General features: G+C 71.1%; 17 protein-coding genes. 12 read left to right on the forward strand and 5 right to left on the reverse strand.

The features are described from left to right. The first annotated feature begins 167 nt into the window (after positions 1-167). The 4 genes from ACIBK5_RS13945 (at position 168) to ACIBK5_RS13960 (ending at position 5,552) form a co-directional block, all read left to right on the forward strand. Positions 168-791: a GntR family transcriptional regulator gene (locus ACIBK5_RS13945; protein WP_399019283.1), complete on the forward strand. Its 624-nt coding sequence runs from the start codon at positions 168-170 to the stop codon at positions 789-791. A gap of 267 nt (positions 792-1,058) precedes the next feature. Then, on the forward strand, positions 1,059-3,761 hold the full coding sequence (aceE, locus tag ACIBK5_RS13950) for a pyruvate dehydrogenase (acetyl-transferring), homodimeric type (protein WP_399019285.1): 2,703 nt from the start codon (positions 1,059-1,061) through the stop codon (positions 3,759-3,761). A gap of 217 nt (positions 3,762-3,978) precedes the next feature. Further along, the gene (locus tag ACIBK5_RS13955; RefSeq protein ID WP_399019287.1) at positions 3,979-4,977 is read left to right on the forward strand and encodes a helix-turn-helix transcriptional regulator; all 999 of its coding nucleotides are present in this window, start codon (positions 3,979-3,981) and stop codon (positions 4,975-4,977) included. Between the two features lie 53 nt (positions 4,978-5,030). Beyond that, the gene (locus ACIBK5_RS13960; protein ID WP_399019289.1) at positions 5,031-5,552 is read left to right on the forward strand and encodes a DUF4240 domain-containing protein; all 522 of its coding nucleotides are present in this window, start codon (positions 5,031-5,033) and stop codon (positions 5,550-5,552) included. Here ACIBK5_RS13960 and ACIBK5_RS13965 read toward each other — a convergent pair. Both ACIBK5_RS13965 and ACIBK5_RS13970 read right to left on the reverse strand, forming a co-directional pair. After that, entirely contained in the window at positions 5,542-5,736 is a 195-nt protein-coding gene (locus ACIBK5_RS13965) for a hypothetical protein (RefSeq protein WP_399019292.1), read from the reverse strand. The two genes, ACIBK5_RS13960 and ACIBK5_RS13965, sit on opposite strands and share 11 nt — an antisense overlap. Then, positions 5,733-6,653: a peptidoglycan recognition protein gene (locus ACIBK5_RS13970; protein WP_399019294.1), complete on the reverse strand. Its 921-nt coding sequence runs from the start codon at positions 6,651-6,653 to the stop codon at positions 5,733-5,735. Before ACIBK5_RS13970 ends, ACIBK5_RS13965 begins: the two co-directional genes overlap by 4 nt. Positions 6,654-6,843: 190 nt before the next feature. Here ACIBK5_RS13970 and ACIBK5_RS13975 point away from each other — a divergent pair, with 190 nt between their 5' ends. After that, positions 6,844-8,028, forward strand: a complete 1,185-nt coding sequence (locus ACIBK5_RS13975) for a MarP family serine protease (protein ID WP_399019296.1) — start codon at positions 6,844-6,846, stop codon at positions 8,026-8,028. A gap of 7 nt (positions 8,029-8,035) precedes the next feature. On the opposite strand, the gene ACIBK5_RS13980 is transcribed toward ACIBK5_RS13975, so the two are convergent. Beyond that, positions 8,036-8,524 (reverse strand): GNAT family N-acetyltransferase, encoded by a 489-nt coding sequence (locus tag ACIBK5_RS13980; RefSeq protein ID WP_399019297.1) that lies wholly within the window; start codon positions 8,522-8,524, stop codon positions 8,036-8,038. 71 nt (positions 8,525-8,595) lie between these two features. On the opposite strand from ACIBK5_RS13980, the gene ACIBK5_RS13985 reads away from it, so the two are divergent. Together ACIBK5_RS13985 and ACIBK5_RS13990 are read left to right on the forward strand one after the other, a co-directional pair. Next, positions 8,596-9,492, forward strand: coding sequence for a TIGR01777 family oxidoreductase (locus ACIBK5_RS13985; protein WP_399019299.1), 897 nt, complete (start codon positions 8,596-8,598; stop codon positions 9,490-9,492). A 225-nt stretch (positions 9,493-9,717) separates the two neighbouring features. After that, entirely contained in the window at positions 9,718-11,124 is a 1,407-nt protein-coding gene (locus ACIBK5_RS13990) for an NAD(P)/FAD-dependent oxidoreductase (RefSeq protein WP_399019301.1), read from the forward strand. Positions 11,125-11,187: 63 nt separating this feature from the next. Here the strand turns inward: ACIBK5_RS13990 and ACIBK5_RS13995 are convergent, their stop codons facing one another. Further along, on the reverse strand, positions 11,188-12,666 hold the full coding sequence (locus ACIBK5_RS13995) for a regulator (RefSeq protein WP_399019303.1): 1,479 nt from the start codon (positions 12,664-12,666) through the stop codon (positions 11,188-11,190). Positions 12,667-12,904: 238 nt separating this feature from the next. Here ACIBK5_RS13995 and lipB point away from each other — a divergent pair, with 238 nt between their 5' ends. The 4 genes from lipB (at position 12,905) to ACIBK5_RS14015 (ending at position 16,097) form a co-directional block, all read left to right on the forward strand. Next, complete coding sequence (lipB, locus tag ACIBK5_RS14000) at positions 12,905-13,747, forward strand: lipoyl(octanoyl) transferase LipB (protein WP_399019305.1); 843 nt, start codon at positions 12,905-12,907, stop codon at positions 13,745-13,747. A 132-nt stretch (positions 13,748-13,879) separates the two neighbouring features. Next, entirely contained in the window at positions 13,880-14,845 is a 966-nt protein-coding gene (gene lipA / locus ACIBK5_RS14005) for a lipoyl synthase (RefSeq protein ID WP_382499324.1), read from the forward strand. A 261-nt stretch (positions 14,846-15,106) separates the two neighbouring features. Then, positions 15,107-15,319, forward strand: coding sequence for a hypothetical protein (locus tag ACIBK5_RS14010; RefSeq protein WP_215121925.1), 213 nt, complete (start codon positions 15,107-15,109; stop codon positions 15,317-15,319). A gap of 76 nt (positions 15,320-15,395) precedes the next feature. Then, positions 15,396-16,097, forward strand: coding sequence for a DUF4191 family protein (locus ACIBK5_RS14015; protein ID WP_391104835.1), 702 nt, complete (start codon positions 15,396-15,398; stop codon positions 16,095-16,097). Between the two features lie 107 nt (positions 16,098-16,204). Here ACIBK5_RS14015 and ACIBK5_RS14020 read toward each other — a convergent pair whose 3' ends face one another. Next, entirely contained in the window at positions 16,205-16,672 is a 468-nt protein-coding gene (locus tag ACIBK5_RS14020; protein WP_399019308.1) for an RDD family protein, read from the reverse strand. A gap of 210 nt (positions 16,673-16,882) precedes the next feature. Here ACIBK5_RS14020 and glnA point away from each other — a divergent pair, with 210 nt between their 5' ends. After that, positions 16,883-18,292 carry a type I glutamate--ammonia ligase gene (gene glnA, locus ACIBK5_RS14025; protein ID WP_382499331.1) on the forward strand — a complete coding sequence of 470 codons (1,410 nt, stop codon included), beginning with the start codon at positions 16,883-16,885 and terminating at the stop codon, positions 18,290-18,292. Positions 18,293-18,330: the final 38 nt, after the last annotated feature.

Here is an 18,330-nt window from a genome sequence, read left to right on the forward strand (position 1 = left end):
GGCGCGGGGAACTGCGCGACCAGCCACACACAACCGTCAGCCGAAACGACAAGCTCACACCCCCTATGTAAGTCTCGTCTCACCTGCACCAAGACACCCCCACCCACCCCGCCCACGGAGCTAACCGGCCGTATTGTCTAAACGTCAATCCCGCCTAAGGAGCCCACATGACCGCGCCCGTCATCCACTCGCTGCGCGAGCAGATCCGCGAGCACATCCTGGAGGGGATCATCAGCGGACGCTGGCAGCCGGGCGAGCGGATCGTCGAGCGCCGGATCGCCACGGAGCTGGAGGTCAGCCAGACCCCGGTCCGCGAGGCCCTGCGCGAACTGGAGTCCCTGCGCCTGATCGAGTCCGCCCCCAACAAGGGCGTCCGCGTACGGAACCTGACCGCCGCCGACCTGGAGGAGAGCTACCCGGTCCGGGCCGGCCTGGAGGCCATCGCGGCGGAGCTGGCCGCCCAGGGCCTGGCGGAGAACTGCTCGGCGCTGGAACCGCATGTCAACGCCCTGTACGAGGCCGACCGCAGGTCGGACGGCACGGCCCAGGTCCGCCACACCGTCGCCTTCCACCGCGAACTGGTCCGCGCTGCGGGCAACTCCGTCCTGCTGCACACCTGGGAAGGCCTCGGCATCGAGGTGTTCACGGCCCTGTCGATCCGCTGGCTGGGCACCCAGCAGCAGTCGTACGCGGAGGAGCACGAGGAACTGGTCGCCGCCTTCAAGCGCCGCGACCCCCGGATCGCCGAACTGGTGAAGGCCCACGTCCTGGGCTGCGCGCCCCGGGCGTGACACTCGAGCACATTCCCGCTCAAACGGCTCCGACCTGCGAAAACCGTTCGAAAATCGGTCACCGCGTGCCACCGCTGACGGCACCGCGTGCCTACTTTCTCGTGATCAAGAGGTTTTACGCCTCAACCCTTTGATCGATCATCGATCAGAGAGTTAAAGTCGCCGACGGGCTTCCACCCAAGCCCCCGCCCTGTCCTGCCAAAGACAAAGGGCACCCCCGAACCCTTACCGATGAGGGAACCCCCTTCGACTGAGGAAGGCGGCGACATGACCGACCCCAAAGCCATCCAGCCGAGCGAGCTCGACCAGCTCCCGGACCGGGACCCGGAGGAGACCGCCGAATGGCAGGCCTCCCTGGACGCGGTGACCGAGGCGGCCGGACCGCATCGTGCCGCATACCTCATGCGGCGCACGCTGGAGCGCGCCGAGGGCGCCGGCCTGGCGCTGCCGAAGCTCCTCGAGACCGACTACGTCAACTCCATCCCCACCGCCGCCGAGCCGGGCGTGCCCGGTGACGAGGCGACGGAGCAGCGGATCACCGCGTGGAACCGCTGGAACGCGGCCGCGATGGTGACCCGGGGCAGCAAGTACGGCGTCGGCGGCCACATCGCCACCTTCGCCTCGGCGGCCTGGCTCTACGAGACCGGCTTCAACCACTTCTTCAAAGGCAAAGAGGCCGACGGCTCGGGCGACCAGCTCTACATCCAGGGCCACGCCTCCCCCGGCATCTACGCCCGCGCCTTCCTCGACGGCCGGCTGAACGAGACCCAGCTCGACAACTTCCGCCGGGAGGCGGGCGGCGACGGCCTGCCGTCCTACCCGCACCCGCGCCGCCTGCCCTGGCTGTGGGAGTTCCCGACGGTCTCCATGGGCCTCGGCCCGCTGTCGGCCATCTACCAGGCGCGCTTCAACCGGTACCTCGCCAACCGCGGCATCAAGGACACCGCCGGTTCGCACGTGTGGGCGTTCCTCGGCGACGGCGAGATGGACGAGCCCGAGTCGACGGCGGCCCTCGCGCTCGCCGCCCGTGAGGAGCTGGACAACCTCACGTTCGTCATCAACTGCAACCTGCAGCGCCTCGACGGCCCGGTCCGCGCCAACTTCAAGATCGTGCAGGAGCTGGAGGCCCAGTTCCGCGGCGCCGGCTGGAACGTGATCAAGACGCTGTGGGGCACGGCCTGGGACGAGCTGTTCCAGCTCGACACCACCGGCGCGCTCGTACGCCGCCTGCGTCAGGTACCGGACGCGCAGATCCAGACGTACCAGACGCGCGACGCGGCCTACATCCGCCAGGACTTCTTCGGCGGCGACCCTGCGCTGGTGGAGCTGGCGAAGCTGCTGAGCGACGACAAGATCCTCGAGTGTTTCCACCTCTCGCGCGGTGGTCACGAGGCGCGCAAGGTGTTCGCCGCGTACAAGGCCGCCGTCGAGCACCAGGGCGCGCCGACCGTGATCCTGGCCCAGACGGTCAAGGGCCACACCCTCGGCGAGGGCTTCGCGTCGAAGAACGCCAACCACCAGATGAAGAAGCTGACGGTGGACGAGTTCAAGAACATGCGCGACCTGCTGGAGCTGCCGATCTCCGACAGCGCGTTCGTCGACGGCGTGGTGCCCTACGGCCACCCGGGCGCCGACTCCCCCGAGGTCCGCTACCTCCAGGAGCGCCGCGCCGCCCTCGGCGGTCCGGCCCCGGCCCGCCGCGTGCACCCGGTCGCCCCGCTGCCCGCCCCGGCGGAGAAGGCCTTCGCGTCCTTCGACAAGGGCTCCGGCTCGCAGAACGTGGCCACGACGATGGCGTTCGTCCGCCTGGTCAAGGACCTGGTCCGCGACAAGGAGACGGGCAAGCGCTGGGTGCCGATCGTCCCCGACGAGGCGCGCACCTTCGGTATGGAGTCGCTGTTCCCGTCGCTCGGCATCTACTCGCCCAAGGGCCAGACGTACGAGCCGGTCGACCGCGACCAGCTGATGTACTACAAGGAGGCCAAGAACGGCCAGATCCTCAACGAGGGGATCACCGAGGCCGGTTCGATGGCCGACTTCATCGCCGCTTCGACGTCGTACGCGACGCACGGCGAGGCGATGATCCCGTTCTACATCTTCTACTCGATGTTCGGCTGGCAGCGCACGGCCGACCAGATGTGGCAGCTCGGCGACCAGCTCGGCCGCGGCTTCCTCGTCGGCGCCACGGCCGGCCGCACCACCCTGACCGGTGAGGGCCTCCAGCACGCCGACGGCCACTCCCCCGTCATCGCGGCGACCAACCCGGCGGCCCTGTCGTACGACCCGGCGTTCGCCTACGAGGTCGCGGCCATCGTCAAGGACGGTCTGCGCCGGATGTACGGCGAGGCGGCCCCGGGTGAGGACCAGAACGTCTTCTACTACCTGACCGTCTACAACGAGCCGATGCCGCAGCCCGCGAAGCCGTCCGTGGACGGGGTCGACGAGGGCATCGTCAAGGGCCTGTACCGCTTCAACACGGCGGAGTCCGCGGGCATCACGCCTCCGGCCAACGCCCCGCGGATCCAGCTGCTCGGCTCCGGTACGGCGATCCACTGGGCGCTCAAGGCGCAGCAGCTGCTCGCCGAGGAGTGGGGCGTGGCGGCCGACGTGTGGTCGGCGACGTCCTGGGGCGAGCTGCGCCGGGACGCCCTCGAGGCGGACGAGGCGCTGCTGCGCGGCGAGGAGCGGGTGCCGTTCGTGCGGCAGGCGCTCCAGGGTGCCGAGGGTCCGGTGCTGGCGGTCTCCGACTACATGCGCCAGGTCCCGGACCAGATCGCGCAGTGGGTCGAGCAGGACTACTCCTCGCTGGGCGCCGACGGCTTCGGCCTCTCGGACACCCGTGAGGCGGCCCGCCGCCACTTCGGCGTGGACGCCGAGTCCATCGTCGTCGCGGCCCTGGCCCAGCTCGCCAGGCGCGGCGAGGTCAAGGCGACGTCCGTGAAGGAAGCGCGCGAGAAGTACGGTCTGTAGGGTCTGCGGCCCTCATCGGTCCCGGTCGTTCGTCGACTGCGGGCCGGTGGGGGCTTCTCGCGCAGTTCCCCGCGCCCCTGAAACAGGCCTGCTCGGGCACGCCCATTCTTGGGGGCGCGGGGCTGTATCGATATGCGGCTCCGCCGCGTGGGCGCGACAAGCCCCCCCCCCCCCCCCCCACACACACCCGCACCCGAACACGCACCATGATGGCCTCATGCGTGCTGCCCGGCTCATCAAGATGGTGCTGCTGCTCCAGTCCCGGCCGGCCATGACGGCCGCCGAGCTCGCCCGTGAGCTGGAGGTGTCGGAGCGGACGGTGACGCGGGACGCCCAGGCGCTGTCGGAGGCGGGTGTGCCGGTGTACGCGGACCGGGGCCGGGCCGGCGGGTACCGGCTGGTCGGCGGGTACCGGACGCGGCTGACCGGGCTGCACCGCGGTGAGGCTGAGGCGCTGTTCCTGTCCGGGGTGCCGGGGGCGCTGCGCGAGATGGGCCTGGAGGACGCCGCCTCGGCCGCGCAGCTGAAGGTGTCGGCGGCTCTGCTGCCGTCCCTGCGGGACGCCTCGAAGACGGCGGCTCAGCGGTTCCATCTGGACGCGCCGAACTGGTTCAAGGAGCCGAGGACACCCGCGCTGCTGCCCGCCGTCGCCGACGCGGTGTGGGACGACCGGCGGGTCGTCGCGCGCTACCGGCGCGGGGAGGACGATGTCGTCCGTGAGCTGGAGCCGTACGGACTCGTGCTGAAGGCGGGCGTCTGGTACCTGTGCGCGCGGGTGACCGGGAACGGGTCCTTCCGGGTGTACCGGATCGACCGGTTCACGGCGGTGGATCCGGGCGAGGAGCGCTTCGAGCGGGAGCCGGAGTTCGAGCTGCCCGCCTTCTGGGAGGAGCGGGCGGAACAGTTCGCCCGGTCCATCCTGCGGGCGCGGGTGGTGGTGCGGCTGTCCCCCGACGGTGTGCGCCGGCTGCCGTACGCCCTCGACTCGCTGTCCGCGCGGGAGGCCCTGGTGGACGCGGACGAGCCGGACGGCGACGGATGGGTGACGGTGGCTCTGCCGGTGGAGTCCGAGGAGGTCGCCCACACCCAGCTGACGGCGCTCGGCGCGGAGGTGGAGGTGCTGGCCCCCGAGGGCCTGCGCGAGCGGTTCGCGGCGGACGCGCTGCGGCTGGCCGGGCTGTACCGCCCAGGGCACCACCTCCAGGACGGCGCATAACGATCCCGCGCACTCCGGGTGCGCCCGTGTGTCCCAGGGCCGATGCTTGTCCCGTGATGGACGAGACGGAGTTCTGGGAGCTGGTGGACGACTCACGCGAGGCCGCCGAAGGCGACCCGGAGGAGCAGGCCGACCTGCTCGTGGACCGGCTCTCGCGACTGGATCCGGACTCGGTCCTGGACTTCGCCCGTCACTTCGAGTCCCGCTACAACCGCGCCTACCGGTGGGACCTGTGGGGCGCCGCCTGGGTGCTGCTCGACGGGGCGAGCGACGACGCCTTCGACTTCTTCCGGTGCTGGCTGATCGGCCAGGGCAGGCATGTCTTCGAGGGCGCCGTGCACGACCCGGACGCGCTCGCCGAGTTGCTGGACGACTTCGACGAGGAGATCGACGGCGACGGCGAGGAGCTCGGCTACGCGGCGGACGAGGCCTACGAGCAGCTCACCGGCGTGGTCGCCCCGGACCTGGAGATCCCGCCCGCGCCTCCGGAGCCGGAGGGCACGTCGCTCGACTTCGAGAACGAGCGGCTCCTCGCCGAACGCTATCCCCGGCTGTGGGAGCGCTTCAGGGACTGACCGCCAGGCTCCGGGTGTCGGCCTTCACCGCGTCGTGCAGCGGGGCCGCGTTGGCCTGGTCGAGGGCGGACGCGGTGGCCGCCGCCGGGCCCAGGACGACGGTCGCGACCGCGCGGAGCACCGCCCAGGGGCCGCGCGTGGCCGCGCTCCAGGTGTGCGGGTTCTCCGTATGACCGTTGTTCATGGTCCCCACCTCCGGTCGGCTGCCTGTGAGGGTGACCGTAGGGGGCCGGGATCTGAGGACGATGCGCGTCGGCTGTGGCCTTGCTGTGGGTCTTCCGGCCGCTGCTGCAGACGGGCAGCGAGCTCTCTGATCTCGGGCAGTCGGGCGTGCAGGGCGGCGCCGGGGCAGCTGGTCATGTAGCCGTCGTTGTGGCCCGCGAGGGCGGGCAGTTCCGCGGAGGTGCCGGCCGCGTACCGGCTCAGGCCGTTGCTGGAGACCAGCCGGACGCTGGCTCGCGGGTCGGTGCCGGACAGGCCCAGTTTCCAGGCGGACAGCGCGGCGATGGCGTGGATCATGGCCCGCGGCACGGGCATGCCCGCGGTGAAGGTGCCGAGGGCGGCGATGCCCGTGGTGCCGTGGTTGAAGCCCTGGGTGTGGGCTCCGGTGACGGCACGCTCGACGCCGCCGGCGCGGCCCTCGTAGATGGTGCCGCAGCGGTCGACGACGAAGTTGTAGCCGATGTCGTCCCAGTCCCGGGTGCCGGTCTGGCCGGTGTACACGTCCCGGATGATGCGCGGCGAGTCGGCGCAGTCGTAGCCGTTGGGCGTGTCGGTGTGGTGGACGAACACGGCGGAGACCCGGTCGTCGTAGCGGGGGCGGGGCTGGGTGCGGGCGGCGTCGCCCAGCCAGTGCGAACGGAGCACGATGTGCGGCCGGGGGGCGGTGTAGGGCTTGGCGGTGGGGCGGGCGGCTGCCGGCTGGGGGGCGCTGTCGGCGGCGTTCTCGACACCGTAGGCGCACAGCACCAGCGCGACGGCGGCACTCAGGCCCGGCAGGCAGCCGAGGCCCACCCGGGCCGCGCGCGGCAGGCCGGATATTCCGGGTGTCCTGGCGGCGCGGTGCCTGCGCGCACCCCGCCGTCTTCGGAAGACACGCATGTGCTCACTGTCGGCCCGATCCGGTCCGTCCGCGATGTGTGATGTGCCACCCGGTGGAACCATCGTCACGGTCCGCGACGTTTTTCCTGGTGCACGGGCGCGTGGCCAATTCTGATCATCCACGCGCGTGCGACTGATCACCGGGCCCTCCCCCCACGTACTAAGGGGTTCCGAATGAAAGGCGGCGTGCGTGGACCTGCTCGACATCCTGCTGTTGCTGGTCGTCCTGGCCTATGCGGCGTCCGGGTACCGGCGCGGGCTGGTGGCCGGCTGTGTGTCACTGGCGGGCTTCGTGGGCGGCGCGGTCATCGGCGTGTGGGTCCTGCCGTGGGTGATGGACCTGGTGACGCCGGGGACGACGGGGGCGACGCTGACAGCGGTGTTCACGGTGCTGCTCCCGGCGGTGGTGGGGCACGAGCTGGCGGGGCGCCTCGCGCTGCGGCTGCGGCGGGAGCTGGACAGAGGGCCGCTCAGAGTGGCGGACGGGATCGGCGGGGCCGTGGCCAACTCCGTCGCCGTGCTGATCGTGGCGTGGGTGGCCGCGAGTGTCCTGGGGGTGTCCTCGTCGCCGCTGGTCACCTCGGCGATCCGGGACTCGCGGCTGCTCGACGCCGTGCAGCGGACGATGCCGGACACCACGCCGGGCTGGTTCTCGGGAGCCACGTCCGCGCTGACCCAGGCGGGCTTCCCGCAGGTCTTCAACCCGTTCGAGAACGAGTCGACGGCCGAGGTCGCCGCGCCCTCCGGTGACAGCGTCACAGCGGCCGCCACCGAGGCCGCCAAGCGGAGCACGGTGAAGGTCGAGGGCGTCGCCGGCACCCAGGGCCGCGAGGGCAGCGGGTTCGTGTACTCCCGGGAGCACGTGATGACCAACGCCCATGTGGTGGCCGGCATCGACGAGCCGACCGTGCAGATCGGCGGGGTCGGGCGGACGTATGACGCGCGGGTGGTGCTCTTCGACTCGCAGAAGGACGTGGCCGTGCTGTACGTGCCGGGTCTGAAGGCCCCGGTGCTGCCGTTCGACGACGCGGCGGAGCGCGGCGACTCGGCGGTCGTCGCGGGCTATCCGCAGGACGGCGACCTGAACCTCCAGGCGGCGACGGTCGCGAACCGCGTGCGGGCGACGGGCCAGAACATCTACAACGACGGGACGGTCACCCGCGAGATCTACTCGATCCGCTCCACCGTCCGCCCCGGCAACTCCGGCGGCCCTCTCCTCACCACCGACGGCCGGGTCTACGGCGTGGTCTTCGCCCGCTCCACCTCGGACGCCGAGACCGGCTACGTCCTGACGGCGGCCGAGGTCGCCGCCGACGCGCGACGGGCGGCGGACGCGACGGCTCCGGTGGACACGGGAGATCTGGCCGCGTCATAGCTCCGGCTCAGAGGGAGTACCCCATCAGTACGTCGTCGACGTACTTCCCGTCGAGCAGGAACTCCTCGGGCAGGATCCCCTCCACCACGAACCCCTCGGACTCGTAGAGCCGCCGGGCCGGAGCGTTGTGGGCGAGGACGCGCAGGGTGATTCGTCGCGCTCCCTGTCGTCGCGCCTCCTCCCCCGCCGCCCGCAGCAGCGCCCGGGCGACGCCGTGCCCGCGCGCCTCCTCCGCGACGGCGAGCCCCCGGATCATCCGCACATGGGCGTTGCAGGCGAGCGGCGTCGCGACGCCCAGCCGCAGATAGCCGGCCACGGCTCCGTCGAGTTCGGCGACGAGACATTCATGCCACGGGTCACGCTCGGAGAAGAAGGGACTGTACGGCGGCTCGGGACGGGGCTGGACGGCGTGCAGGGGCGACCATGTGGTGCGGTCGAGCCGCCCGAGCTCCTCCTCGTCGTCGAGCCGTGCGGGTCGTATGTGTGGAGTCGGCATGGCGGTCACGCTATGTCGGCGAGACCGGTTACCGACGAGGCTTTTATGGGCGCGACCGGCAAGATTGAGCCATGCGACGCATCGCGGTGACCGGCGCCTCCGGTCTGATCGGCAGCGCTCTGGTGCGGTCCCTGACCGCGGACGGGCACGAGGTGGTGCGCCTGGTGCGCCATGAGCCCCGGGCTGCGGACGAGGTCCGCTGGGACCCGGAGGGCGGGCGGGTGGACGCGGCCGGGCTCGCCGGGTGCCACGGGGTGGTGAACCTGGCGGGTGCCGGGGTCGGCGACCGCCGCTGGACGGACGCCTACAAGCGGCGGATCCGCGACAGCCGGGTGAACGGCACGGCGGCGCTCGCCGAGGCCGTCGCCGCGCTGGACGAGAAGGACCGGCCGCGGGTCTTCGTCAACGGCAGCGCCATGGGCTACTACGGCGAGACCGGGGACCGGGCCGTCGACGAGGACGCGCCGGCGGGTGAGGGTTTCCTGCCTTCGCTGTGCGTGGAGTGGGAGGGCGCCACGGCACCGGCCCAGGAGGCCGGCGTCCGCACGGTGTTCACCCGGACCGGCCTGGTCGTGTCCCGCGACGGCGGTGCGTGGGGGCGGCTGTTCCCGCTGTTCCAGGCGGGGCTCGGCGGGCGGATGGGTGACGGGCGGCAGTACTGGTCGTTCATCGCGCTGCACGACGAGGTCGCCGCGATCCGGCATCTCATCGACACGGACGGTCTGTCAGGACCGTTCAACCTCACCGCCCCGAACCCCCTGACGAACCGTGAGATCACCGCGGCGATGGGACGCGTGATGCACCGCCCCACGCTGTTCGCCGTGCCCGCGCCCGTCCTGCGGAGCGCGCTCGGCGAGATGGCCGGGGATGTGCTCGGCAGCGCCCGGGTGCTGCCGACGCGGCTGCTGGAGTCGGGATTCCGGTTCGCGTTCCCGGAGATCGAGGGGGCGATCCGGGCGGCACTGTGACGGATCCCGGCCGCTCCGAGGGGGCTCCTCGAGTCGGCCCCTAGCCCCCTGCGACCACTTCATGCCCACAAGGCATCCGTATGCGACCGCCGTGCGACCGTGCCCTGTTGATGCGCGACCCCATTTGACCGATCACAGCCCTACCCTCGACCAGAACTCGCGTATCCCTGCGGCCTGTTGAGGGCATGACGTCTCCAGCGCCCGCGCAACCTCGAGGAGGGGCACGTGCTTGAGCCCGCGTACCAGGCGGACGTGGTCGTCGTGGGGGCCGGGGTCGCCGGACTCTCGGCCGCGAACCGGCTCACCCGCGCAGGAGTGACGACCATGGTCCTGGAGGCCGCCCACGGGGTCGGCGGCCGCATGGCGACGGAGAAGGTCGACGGCTTCCGGCTCGACCGGATCGGCCAGTTGCTGTCCACGGCGTATCCGGAACTGCGACTGACACCCGGCCTGGGCGGGCTGGTGCTGCGCCCCTTCGCGCCCGGTGTCCTGCTGCACGGCGACGGACGCCACCACCGCGCGGGCGTCCAGGCGGGCGCGGGGGGCGCACGGGGCGCACTCCATGCGGTACGCGCTCTGGCGAGCGCTCCCCGGTCGCCGGTCGCCCCCAGGCCGCCCAGGAGGCCGGTGGCGGTGCCGGGCCGGCAGGTCTCCGTGCCCCGGAGCCGGTCCGGCGCCCCGCTCGGCACGGCGGTCGACCAGGCCCGGCTGGGTGCCGCCCTCACCCGGCTGGCGAGTACCCCGGCCGAACGGCTGCTGGCCCGCCCGGAGCGGCCCGCCGGTGAGGCCCTGGCAGCGCGCGGGCTGCCCGCCCGTACGATCGACGGCTTCCTGCGTCCGCTGCTCGCCGCCCTGCTGTGCGACCCGGACCTGACCACGTCCAGCCGGTGCGCGGACCTGGCGCTGCGGGCCTTCGCGAGCGGCCGGCTCTGCGTACCGGAGGGCGGCGCGGAAGCCCTGCCGGAGCTGCTGGCACGCACGCTGCCGCCGGGCACCGTGCATACCGGCGTGCGCGTCACCTCCGTCTCCACGACCTCGGTGACCACCGCCGAGCACGGCGAGATCCGCTGCCGGGCGGTGCTGGTGGCGACCGATGCCCGGGCCGCCGCCGAGCTGCTGCCCGGGCTGCGCGTACCGGATTTCCATCCCGTGACGGTGGTTCATCACACGACCGACGAGCCGCCGGAGACGGGGGCGTCGCTGCTGCTCGACGCGGATCTCGGCGGGCCGGTCGCGCACACGGCGGTGGTGAGCCGAGTCGATCCGTCCCGGGCGCCTGCCGGGCGGGCGCTGGTGTCCTCGACGGTGCTGGGACGGCCGCCGGGGGATGTCGACACGGCGGTGCGGATGCACCTGGCTCGGCTGTACGGGATGCCGACGGCCCGGTGGGAGACGTTGGCCGTGCACCAGACCGTGGAGGCTGTGCCGGCGATGCGGCCGCCGCATGATCTGCGGCGGCCGGTGCGGTTGATCGCCGGGCTGTATGTGTGCGGGGATCACCGGGATACCAGCACGGTGCAGGGTGCTTTGCACTCTGGGCATCGGGCTTCGGCGGCGATATTGGCGGACTTGGGGGCGGGGCGGTCGATGCATGTGGCCGATCCGCTGCCGACTGTGCCGCGGGCTGCTTAGGTGCTTCGTCGGGTGCGGGTGCGTTGGGGTTGTTCGCGCAGTTCCCCGCGCCCCTGAAGAACCTCAGCCAAGGGCCGCTACCTTGTCGCGGTACGTCCGCACCGGGGCCGCGTCCCTGTACGGCTCCAGCCTTCGTTCGAAGTCCCTGACGTACTCCACCGCCCGCACCGAACGCATCTCGGCGGCCTGGCCCGCCGCCTCCGCCCCCAGTTGGCAGGCCTGGTCGAGTTCGCCCAGGCCCAGGCGGGCGGTGGCCAGGACGATGCGGCAGAAGAGGCGGCTGCGGGCGTAGGAGGGGGCGCGCAGTTGCAGGGAGCGTTCCGCGTGCTGGGCGGCGGCGCGGAACTGCTGCAGGTCGCGGTGGCAGTGGCCGAACTCGTCGGCGAGCTGTGCCTCGTCGAAGAACTTCGCCCAGTGCGGTACGTCGTCCCCGGGCCGGGCCGTCTCCAGGGCGCGCTCGGCACGGACCAGGGCCGCGGTGCAGGCCCGGACCTCGCCGAGCACCCCGTGCCCGCGTGCCTCGGAGGCGTGCAGCAGTGTCTGTACGACGGGCGGGGCCGAGGTGCCGACGCCCTGTTGTGCCACGCGGGCGAGCTGGACGGCCTCCCGCCCGTGCCCGAGGTAGACGGCCTGCCGGCTCATGGTGACCAGCACATACGCCCCGTACGTCCGGTCCCCGGCCGCCTGGGCGAGCCGGAGCGCCTGCACGAAGTAGCGCTGGGCGAGGCCGTGCGCGGCGATGTCGTACGACGTCCAGCCCGCGAGCCGGGTGAGGTCGGCGGCGGCCGCGAACAGCCGGCGGCCGGTCTGCTCGCCGTAGGTGCCGCGCAGCATCGGCTCGCACTCGTGCTCCAGATAGCGCACCAGGGCCTGGCGGGCGTGACCGCCGCCGTAGGCGTCGTCGAGGGTGCGGAAGAGCTCGCCGACCGAGCGCAGGGCGGCGATGTCGCCGGCGGTGACCTTCTGGCCGGGGCCGCGCTCGGCCTGGCCGCGCTGGCGGGGCAGGGACGGTACGCCCGGGCCGTCCGTCGCCGGCAGGCGGACGGGGGCGCGGCCCTGCGCCGGGATGCGGGCGGCGGGCGGCTCGCCCCGGGCGACCTTCTCGTCGGCCCGGCCGATCAGCCAGTCCCGGCTCGGCACGACGAGCCCGGCCGGGGTGAAGGCGATCTTGCGCAGTTCGGCGTGGCTGCCGGAGTCCTTGCGCCACAGACCGCTGACGATGTCGACGGCCTCCTCGGGGGCGGCGGCGAACTCCAGCCCCGCGTAGACCGGGGCGCAGGCGTCCAGGCCGAGGTCCTGGGCGGTGAGGCGGCGGCCCAGGCGCCGGGTGAAGACCTCGGCGATGAGCGCGGGCGTGGTGCCTCGGGGCTGCTGGCCGCGCAGCCACCGGGTGACGGAGGTCTTGTCGTATCTCAAGTCGAGCCCGTGTTCGAGACCGAGCTGGTCCACGCGACGGGCGAGTCCCGCGTTGGAGAACCCCGCTTCTGCGATGAGCGCGGCGAGCTGTCGGTTGGGGGTGCGCTGCGCGGGTCGTTCCGTCATGGTGCGGTGCGGTCTCCTGCCTTCCGGTGTCGGTGCTGTGCCGGATTGCGTGTGAGCAGGCCTTTTGGCTTGCTGGACGGCGCGAATGTAGCGGAGAGTAAGCACCCCATCACACATTTTCACGGACATTCATCCGATCGTGTGAGGATTGACCCCGGGGCTGACGTGTTCGGGCCGGACGTACAGTGGCTTGGGCGCGATACGTGCCTGACACACCCGTCCGAGGGAGGCGCTTGCCGTGAGTGGGTTGCGGTTCGTCCGCATGGGGTTCGGTGACGAGGCCGTCGAGTACCAGGAGGCCTGGGACGAGCAGCGCCGGGTGCACGCGGCGCGGTTCGCCGACGAGATCTCAGACACGGTCCTGCTGCTGGAACACCCGCCGGTCTACACGGCCGGACGGCGCACGGCGGACAACGAGCGGCCCCTGGACGGCACGCCGGTCGTCGACGTGGACCGCGGTGGCAAGATCACCTGGCACGGCCCGGGCCAGCTGGTGGGCTACCCGATCCAGAAGCTGCCCCGCCCGGTGGACGTCGTGGCGCATGTACGCCGCCTCGAAGAGGCCCTGATCCTGACCTGCGCGGAGTTCGGCCTGGAGACCACCCGGGTCGAGGGCCGCAGCGGCGTGTGGGTCCTGGGCGACCCGGTCGATCAGCGCCCCGCCTGGGGGTCCCCCCGGCCGGAGGCTGGGGGAGGGCTTGCCCTGGACTTCGACCCGCGGCTGCACGACGAGGAGTTCGACCCGCGCATGAACGGCCCGGAGTACGCCCCGTCCAACGCGGGCCAGCGCCGGGAGGACCGCAAGATCGCCGCGATCGGCATCCGCGTGGCCAAGGGCGTCACCATGCACGGCTTCGCGCTCAACGTGAACCCCGACAACAAGTGGTTCGACCGGATCATCCCCTGTGGCATCCGCGACGCGGGCGTCGCCTCCCTGGCGAACGAGCTCGGCCGCGACGTGCCGATCGCCGAGGTGCTGCCGGTCGTGGAGCGACACCTGAAGGACGTACTGGAGAACGCGGAGCTGAAGCCGCGGGAGATCGAGAAGGCGCCGGCAACCGTCAGCCCGTCCGGCGTGTGAGGACGAGGCCGTTCAGGCCGAAGCGGGGGCCTGGGGGCCGCAGCCCCCAGGGGGCAGGAGACCACCGCCGGGTTTCAAATCCACGGGCGTACCCTAGAGGACGCCGAAGAATCAATCGCTAGGGAGCCGGTCGTGTCCGCAGTCGCACCCGACGGACGCAAGATGCTGCGCCTGGAGGTCCGCAACAGCCAGACCCCCATCGAGCGCAAGCCCGAGTGGATCAAGACCCGGGCGAAAATGGGTCCCGAGTACACCAAGATGCAGAACCTCGTGAAGAGCGAGGGCCTGCACACGGTCTGCCAGGAAGCCGGCTGCCCCAACATCTACGAGTGCTGGGAGGACCGGGAGGCCACGTTCCTCATCGGTGGCGACCAGTGCACCCGGCGCTGTGACTTCTGCCAGATCGACACCGGCAAGCCCGAGGCGCTCGACCGCGACGAGCCCCGCCGCGTCGGCGAGTCCGTGGTCACGATGGACCTGAACTACGCCACGATCACCGGCGTCGCCCGCGACGACCTGGAGGACGGCGGCGCCTGGCTGTACGCCGAGACCGTGCGCCAGATCCACCAGCAGACCGCGGGCCGCGAGGCCGGCCGCACCAAGGTCGAGCTGCTCGCGCCCGACTTCAACGCCGTCCCGGAGCAGCTGGCGGAGGTCTTCTCCTCCCGCCCGGAGGTCTTCGCGCACAACGTCGAGACGGTCCCGCGGATCTTCAAGCGCATCCGCCCCGGCTTCCGCTACGAGCGCTCCCTGAAGGTCATCACCGAGGCCCGCGACTACGGCCTGGTCACCAAGTCGAACCTGATCCTCGGCATGGGCGAGACCCGCGAGGAGGTCAGCGACGCGCTGAAGCAGCTGCACGACGCGGGCTGCGAGCTGGTCACCATCACGCAGTACCTGCGGCCCTCCGTGCGCCACCACCCCGTGGAGCGCTGGGTCAAGCCGCACGAGTTCGTGGAGCTGCAGCAGGAGGCCGAGCAGATCGGCTTCTCCGGTGTGATGTCCGGCCCGCTGGTGCGCTCCTCGTACCGCGCGGGACGCCTCTTCAAGATGGCCATGGAACAGCGGGACGCGCGCATCGCGGCCCAGGCCGTCTGACACATCGTCACCGCCCCCGCCCGGCGCGGGGCGAGACAAGCGTGTGAATTCTCGCACAAGACGCTACCTGCCAGTAGCGGCCGATTTGACGCGGTCCTGACCGTCCTCGCAGATGAGGGCACATGTCAGGACCGCGTCGGCGTTTCACCACTCCCCGCCGGGGCTTCATGGGTGTTTGACCGGCCGGTCACGCACTGGTAACACCAATCAGTGACGCTGAACTCACAGCACGTACACCCATACCGAGGGGGGACCTCACCCATGCAGGCCGCGCCGGTCCGCGCCACCGCGATTCCGTCCTTCACCACCGCACTGCGTGCCGTCGAGTCGCTGCTGATGAGCAGCGGTCAGCGCACCGCCCGCCGCAACGCGTGGACCTCCGTGCTGGAGGACCGCCGTCGCGCCAAGGACCGGGTCGAGGCGCAGCGCGTCCTCGACCAGTCCGTTTCCCGGTCCGTCTCCGTCCGCCCCTGAGCGCGGCCCCTCCCCCACGGGGCCCCCGCGGGCACTGCCGTCGTCGGCGCTTGTGGGGCCACGTAGACTTCGTGCCATGGCGAGGAAGGAACCTGCAGCGGACGCTGCGAATCCCGGGCGACTGAAGCAGATCGCTCTGACCTACAAGATGACCCGCAGGGCCGACAAGAAGATCGGTCTTGTACTCGCGGCAGTCGGAATCGTCACCTTCGGTGTCTTCCTCGCGATCGGTTTCTTGATCGGTCACCCCATCTATCTCGGCATCCTGGGCCTCCTGCTCGCCTTCCTCGCGTCGGCGATCGTGTTCGGGCGCCGGGCCGAGCGGGCCGCCTTCGGGCAGATGGAGGGACAGCCCGGCGCCGCCGCGGCGGTACTCGACAATGTCGGCCGGGGCTGGACGACGACCCCCGCGGTGGCGATGAACCGCAACCAGGACGTGGTGCACCGCGCGGTCGGCAAGGCCGGCATCGTTCTGGTCGCCGAGGGCAACCCGAACCGGGTGAAGTCCCTGCTCGCCGCCGAGAAGAAGAAGATGAACCGCATCGTCGCGGACGTGCCCGTGCACGACCTGGTCGTGGGCACGGGCGAGGGCCAGGTCGAGCTGAAGAAGCTGCGCACGACCATGCTGAAGCTGCCGCGCGTGCTGACCGGCCCGCAGGTCACGGCCACCAACGACCGGCTGCGCGCCCTCGGCGACCTGATGAGCAACATGCCGCTGCCGAAGGGGCCCATGCCGAAGGGCATGAAGCTGCCGAAGGGCGGGCCGAAGGCCCGCTGACCCCGCACACTGACGACGAAGGGGCGCCCGGATCACTCCGGGCGCCCCTTCGTCGTCAGTGAAAGGTCACTCAGTGAAAGGTCACTCAGTGAAAGGTCACCGTGGCGCTAGATACGGACCTCGACCGTGCCCGCCACCCGGTCGTGCAGACCGCGGCCGTCGCGGTCCCAGATCAGGGCGGGGATCGCGAGGAAGAGCAGGACCGTGCGCAGGAGGGTGCGCCAGGGGCTGACGCGGCCGGTGTCCAGGGCGAGCACCCGCAGGCCGAGGAGCCGCTTGCCCGGGGTGGAGCCGACCGTACCGACCGTGAGCACCATGAGGGCGAACAGGATCAGGGGTGCCCAGATCTGTGCCGCTTCGTTGTAGCTCTGTGTGATAAGACCGTATGCGATCAGGAGACTCAGACCCCAGTCCACGGCGAGGGCGCCCAGCCGGCGGCCCGGGCGGGCGATCGAGCCGGGTCCCTCCTCGGGCAGACCGAGCTGCTCGCCCCGGTATCCGAAGTCGACACCGGCCTCTTCCGCGGCCGCGCGGGGCCCGGAAAGCCACGATCCGAGTGCTTGCCTGTTGTCCACCCGTCCACGGTACTGCGCCCGTAAATGACCAGGGCACAGCGGGGTGTGATCGGGCTACGGTGGAGGGTGAGCCGGTTAACTTGTGCGAAACAAATGAGTCACGCCAGAGAAATCACCCGTCCCTAGGGTCTACGTCAGCGTGTGCCACCCGCACTGGCAGCACGAACGAACTACCACCCCGGCGGGACGGTCGGGAGTAGGAGGAGCTGGATGTTCCAGAACGCCGACGAGGCCAAGAAGTTCATCGCGGACGAGGACGTCAAGTTCGTCGACGTCCGTTTCTGCGACCTGCCGGGCGTGATGCAGCACTTCACGATCCCCGCATCGGCCTTCGACCCGGCCGAGGAGCTCGCCTTCGACGGCTCCTCGATCCGCGGCTTCCAGGCCATCCACGAGTCCGACATGGCGCTGCGCGCGGACCTGTCGACCGCCCGGGTCGACCCGTTCCGCCGTGACAAGACGGTCAACATCAACTTCTTCATCCACGACCCGATCACGGGCGAGCAGTACTCCCGTGACCCGCGCAACGTGGCGAAGAAGGCCGAGGCCTACCTCGCCTCCACCGGGATCGCCGACACGGCGTACTTCGGCCCCGAGGCCGAGTTCTACGTCTTCGACAGCGTCCGCTTCGCGACCAGCGCGAACGAGTCCTTCTACCACATCGACTCCGAGGCCGGCGCCTGGAACACCGGTGCCCTCGAGAACAACCGTGGTTACAAGGTCCGCTACAAGGGCGGCTACTTCCCGGTCCCGCCGGTCGACCACTTCGCCGACCTGCGTGCCCAGATCTCCCTGGAGCTGGACCGTGCCGGTCTCCAGGTGGAGCGCCAGCACCACGAGGTGGGCACCGCCGGCCAGGCCGAGATCAACTACAAGTTCAACACGCTGCTCGCCGCGGCCGACGACCTGCAGCTCTTCAAGTACATCGTGAAGAACGTGGCGTGGCAGAACGGCAAGACGGCGACCTTCATGCCGAAGCCGATCTTCGGTGACAACGGCTCGGGCATGCACGTCCACCAGTCGCTGTGGACCGGCGGCCAGCCGCTCTTCTACGACGAGGCCGGTTACGCGGGCCTGTCGGACACCGCCCGCTACTACATCGGCGGCATCCTCAAGCACGCCCCGTCGCTGCTGGCCTTCACCAACCCGACGGTGAACTCGTACCACCGCCTGGTGCCGGGCTTCGAGGCGCCGGTCAACCTCGTCTACTCGCAGCGCAACCGCTCCGCGGCCATGCGTATCCCGATCACGGGCTCGAACCCGAAGGCCAAGCGCGTCGAGTTCCGCGCGCCCGACTCCTCCGGCAACCCGTACCTGGCCTTCTCGGCGCTGCTCCTCGCGGGCCTGGACGGCATCAAGAACAAGATCGAGCCGGCCGAGCCGATCGACAAGGACCTCTACGAGCTCGCCCCCGAGGAGCACGCGGGCGTCCCGCAGGTCCCGACCTCCCTCCCGGCCGTCCTCGACCGCCTCGAGGCCGACCACGAGTTCCTCCTCCAGGGCGACGTGTTCACGCCGGACCTGATCGAGACGTGGATCGACTACAAGCGCGCGAACGAGATCGCGCCGCTGCAGCTGCGTCCGCACCCGCACGAGTTCGAGCTGTACTTCGACGTGTGATCGACGCCTGATCGAGGCATCACGACCGCGCCCCCGCC

This window comes from Streptomyces sp. NPDC050546 (assembly GCF_044457425.1).
Classification (GTDB): Bacteria; Actinomycetota; Actinomycetes; order Streptomycetales; family Streptomycetaceae; genus Streptomyces.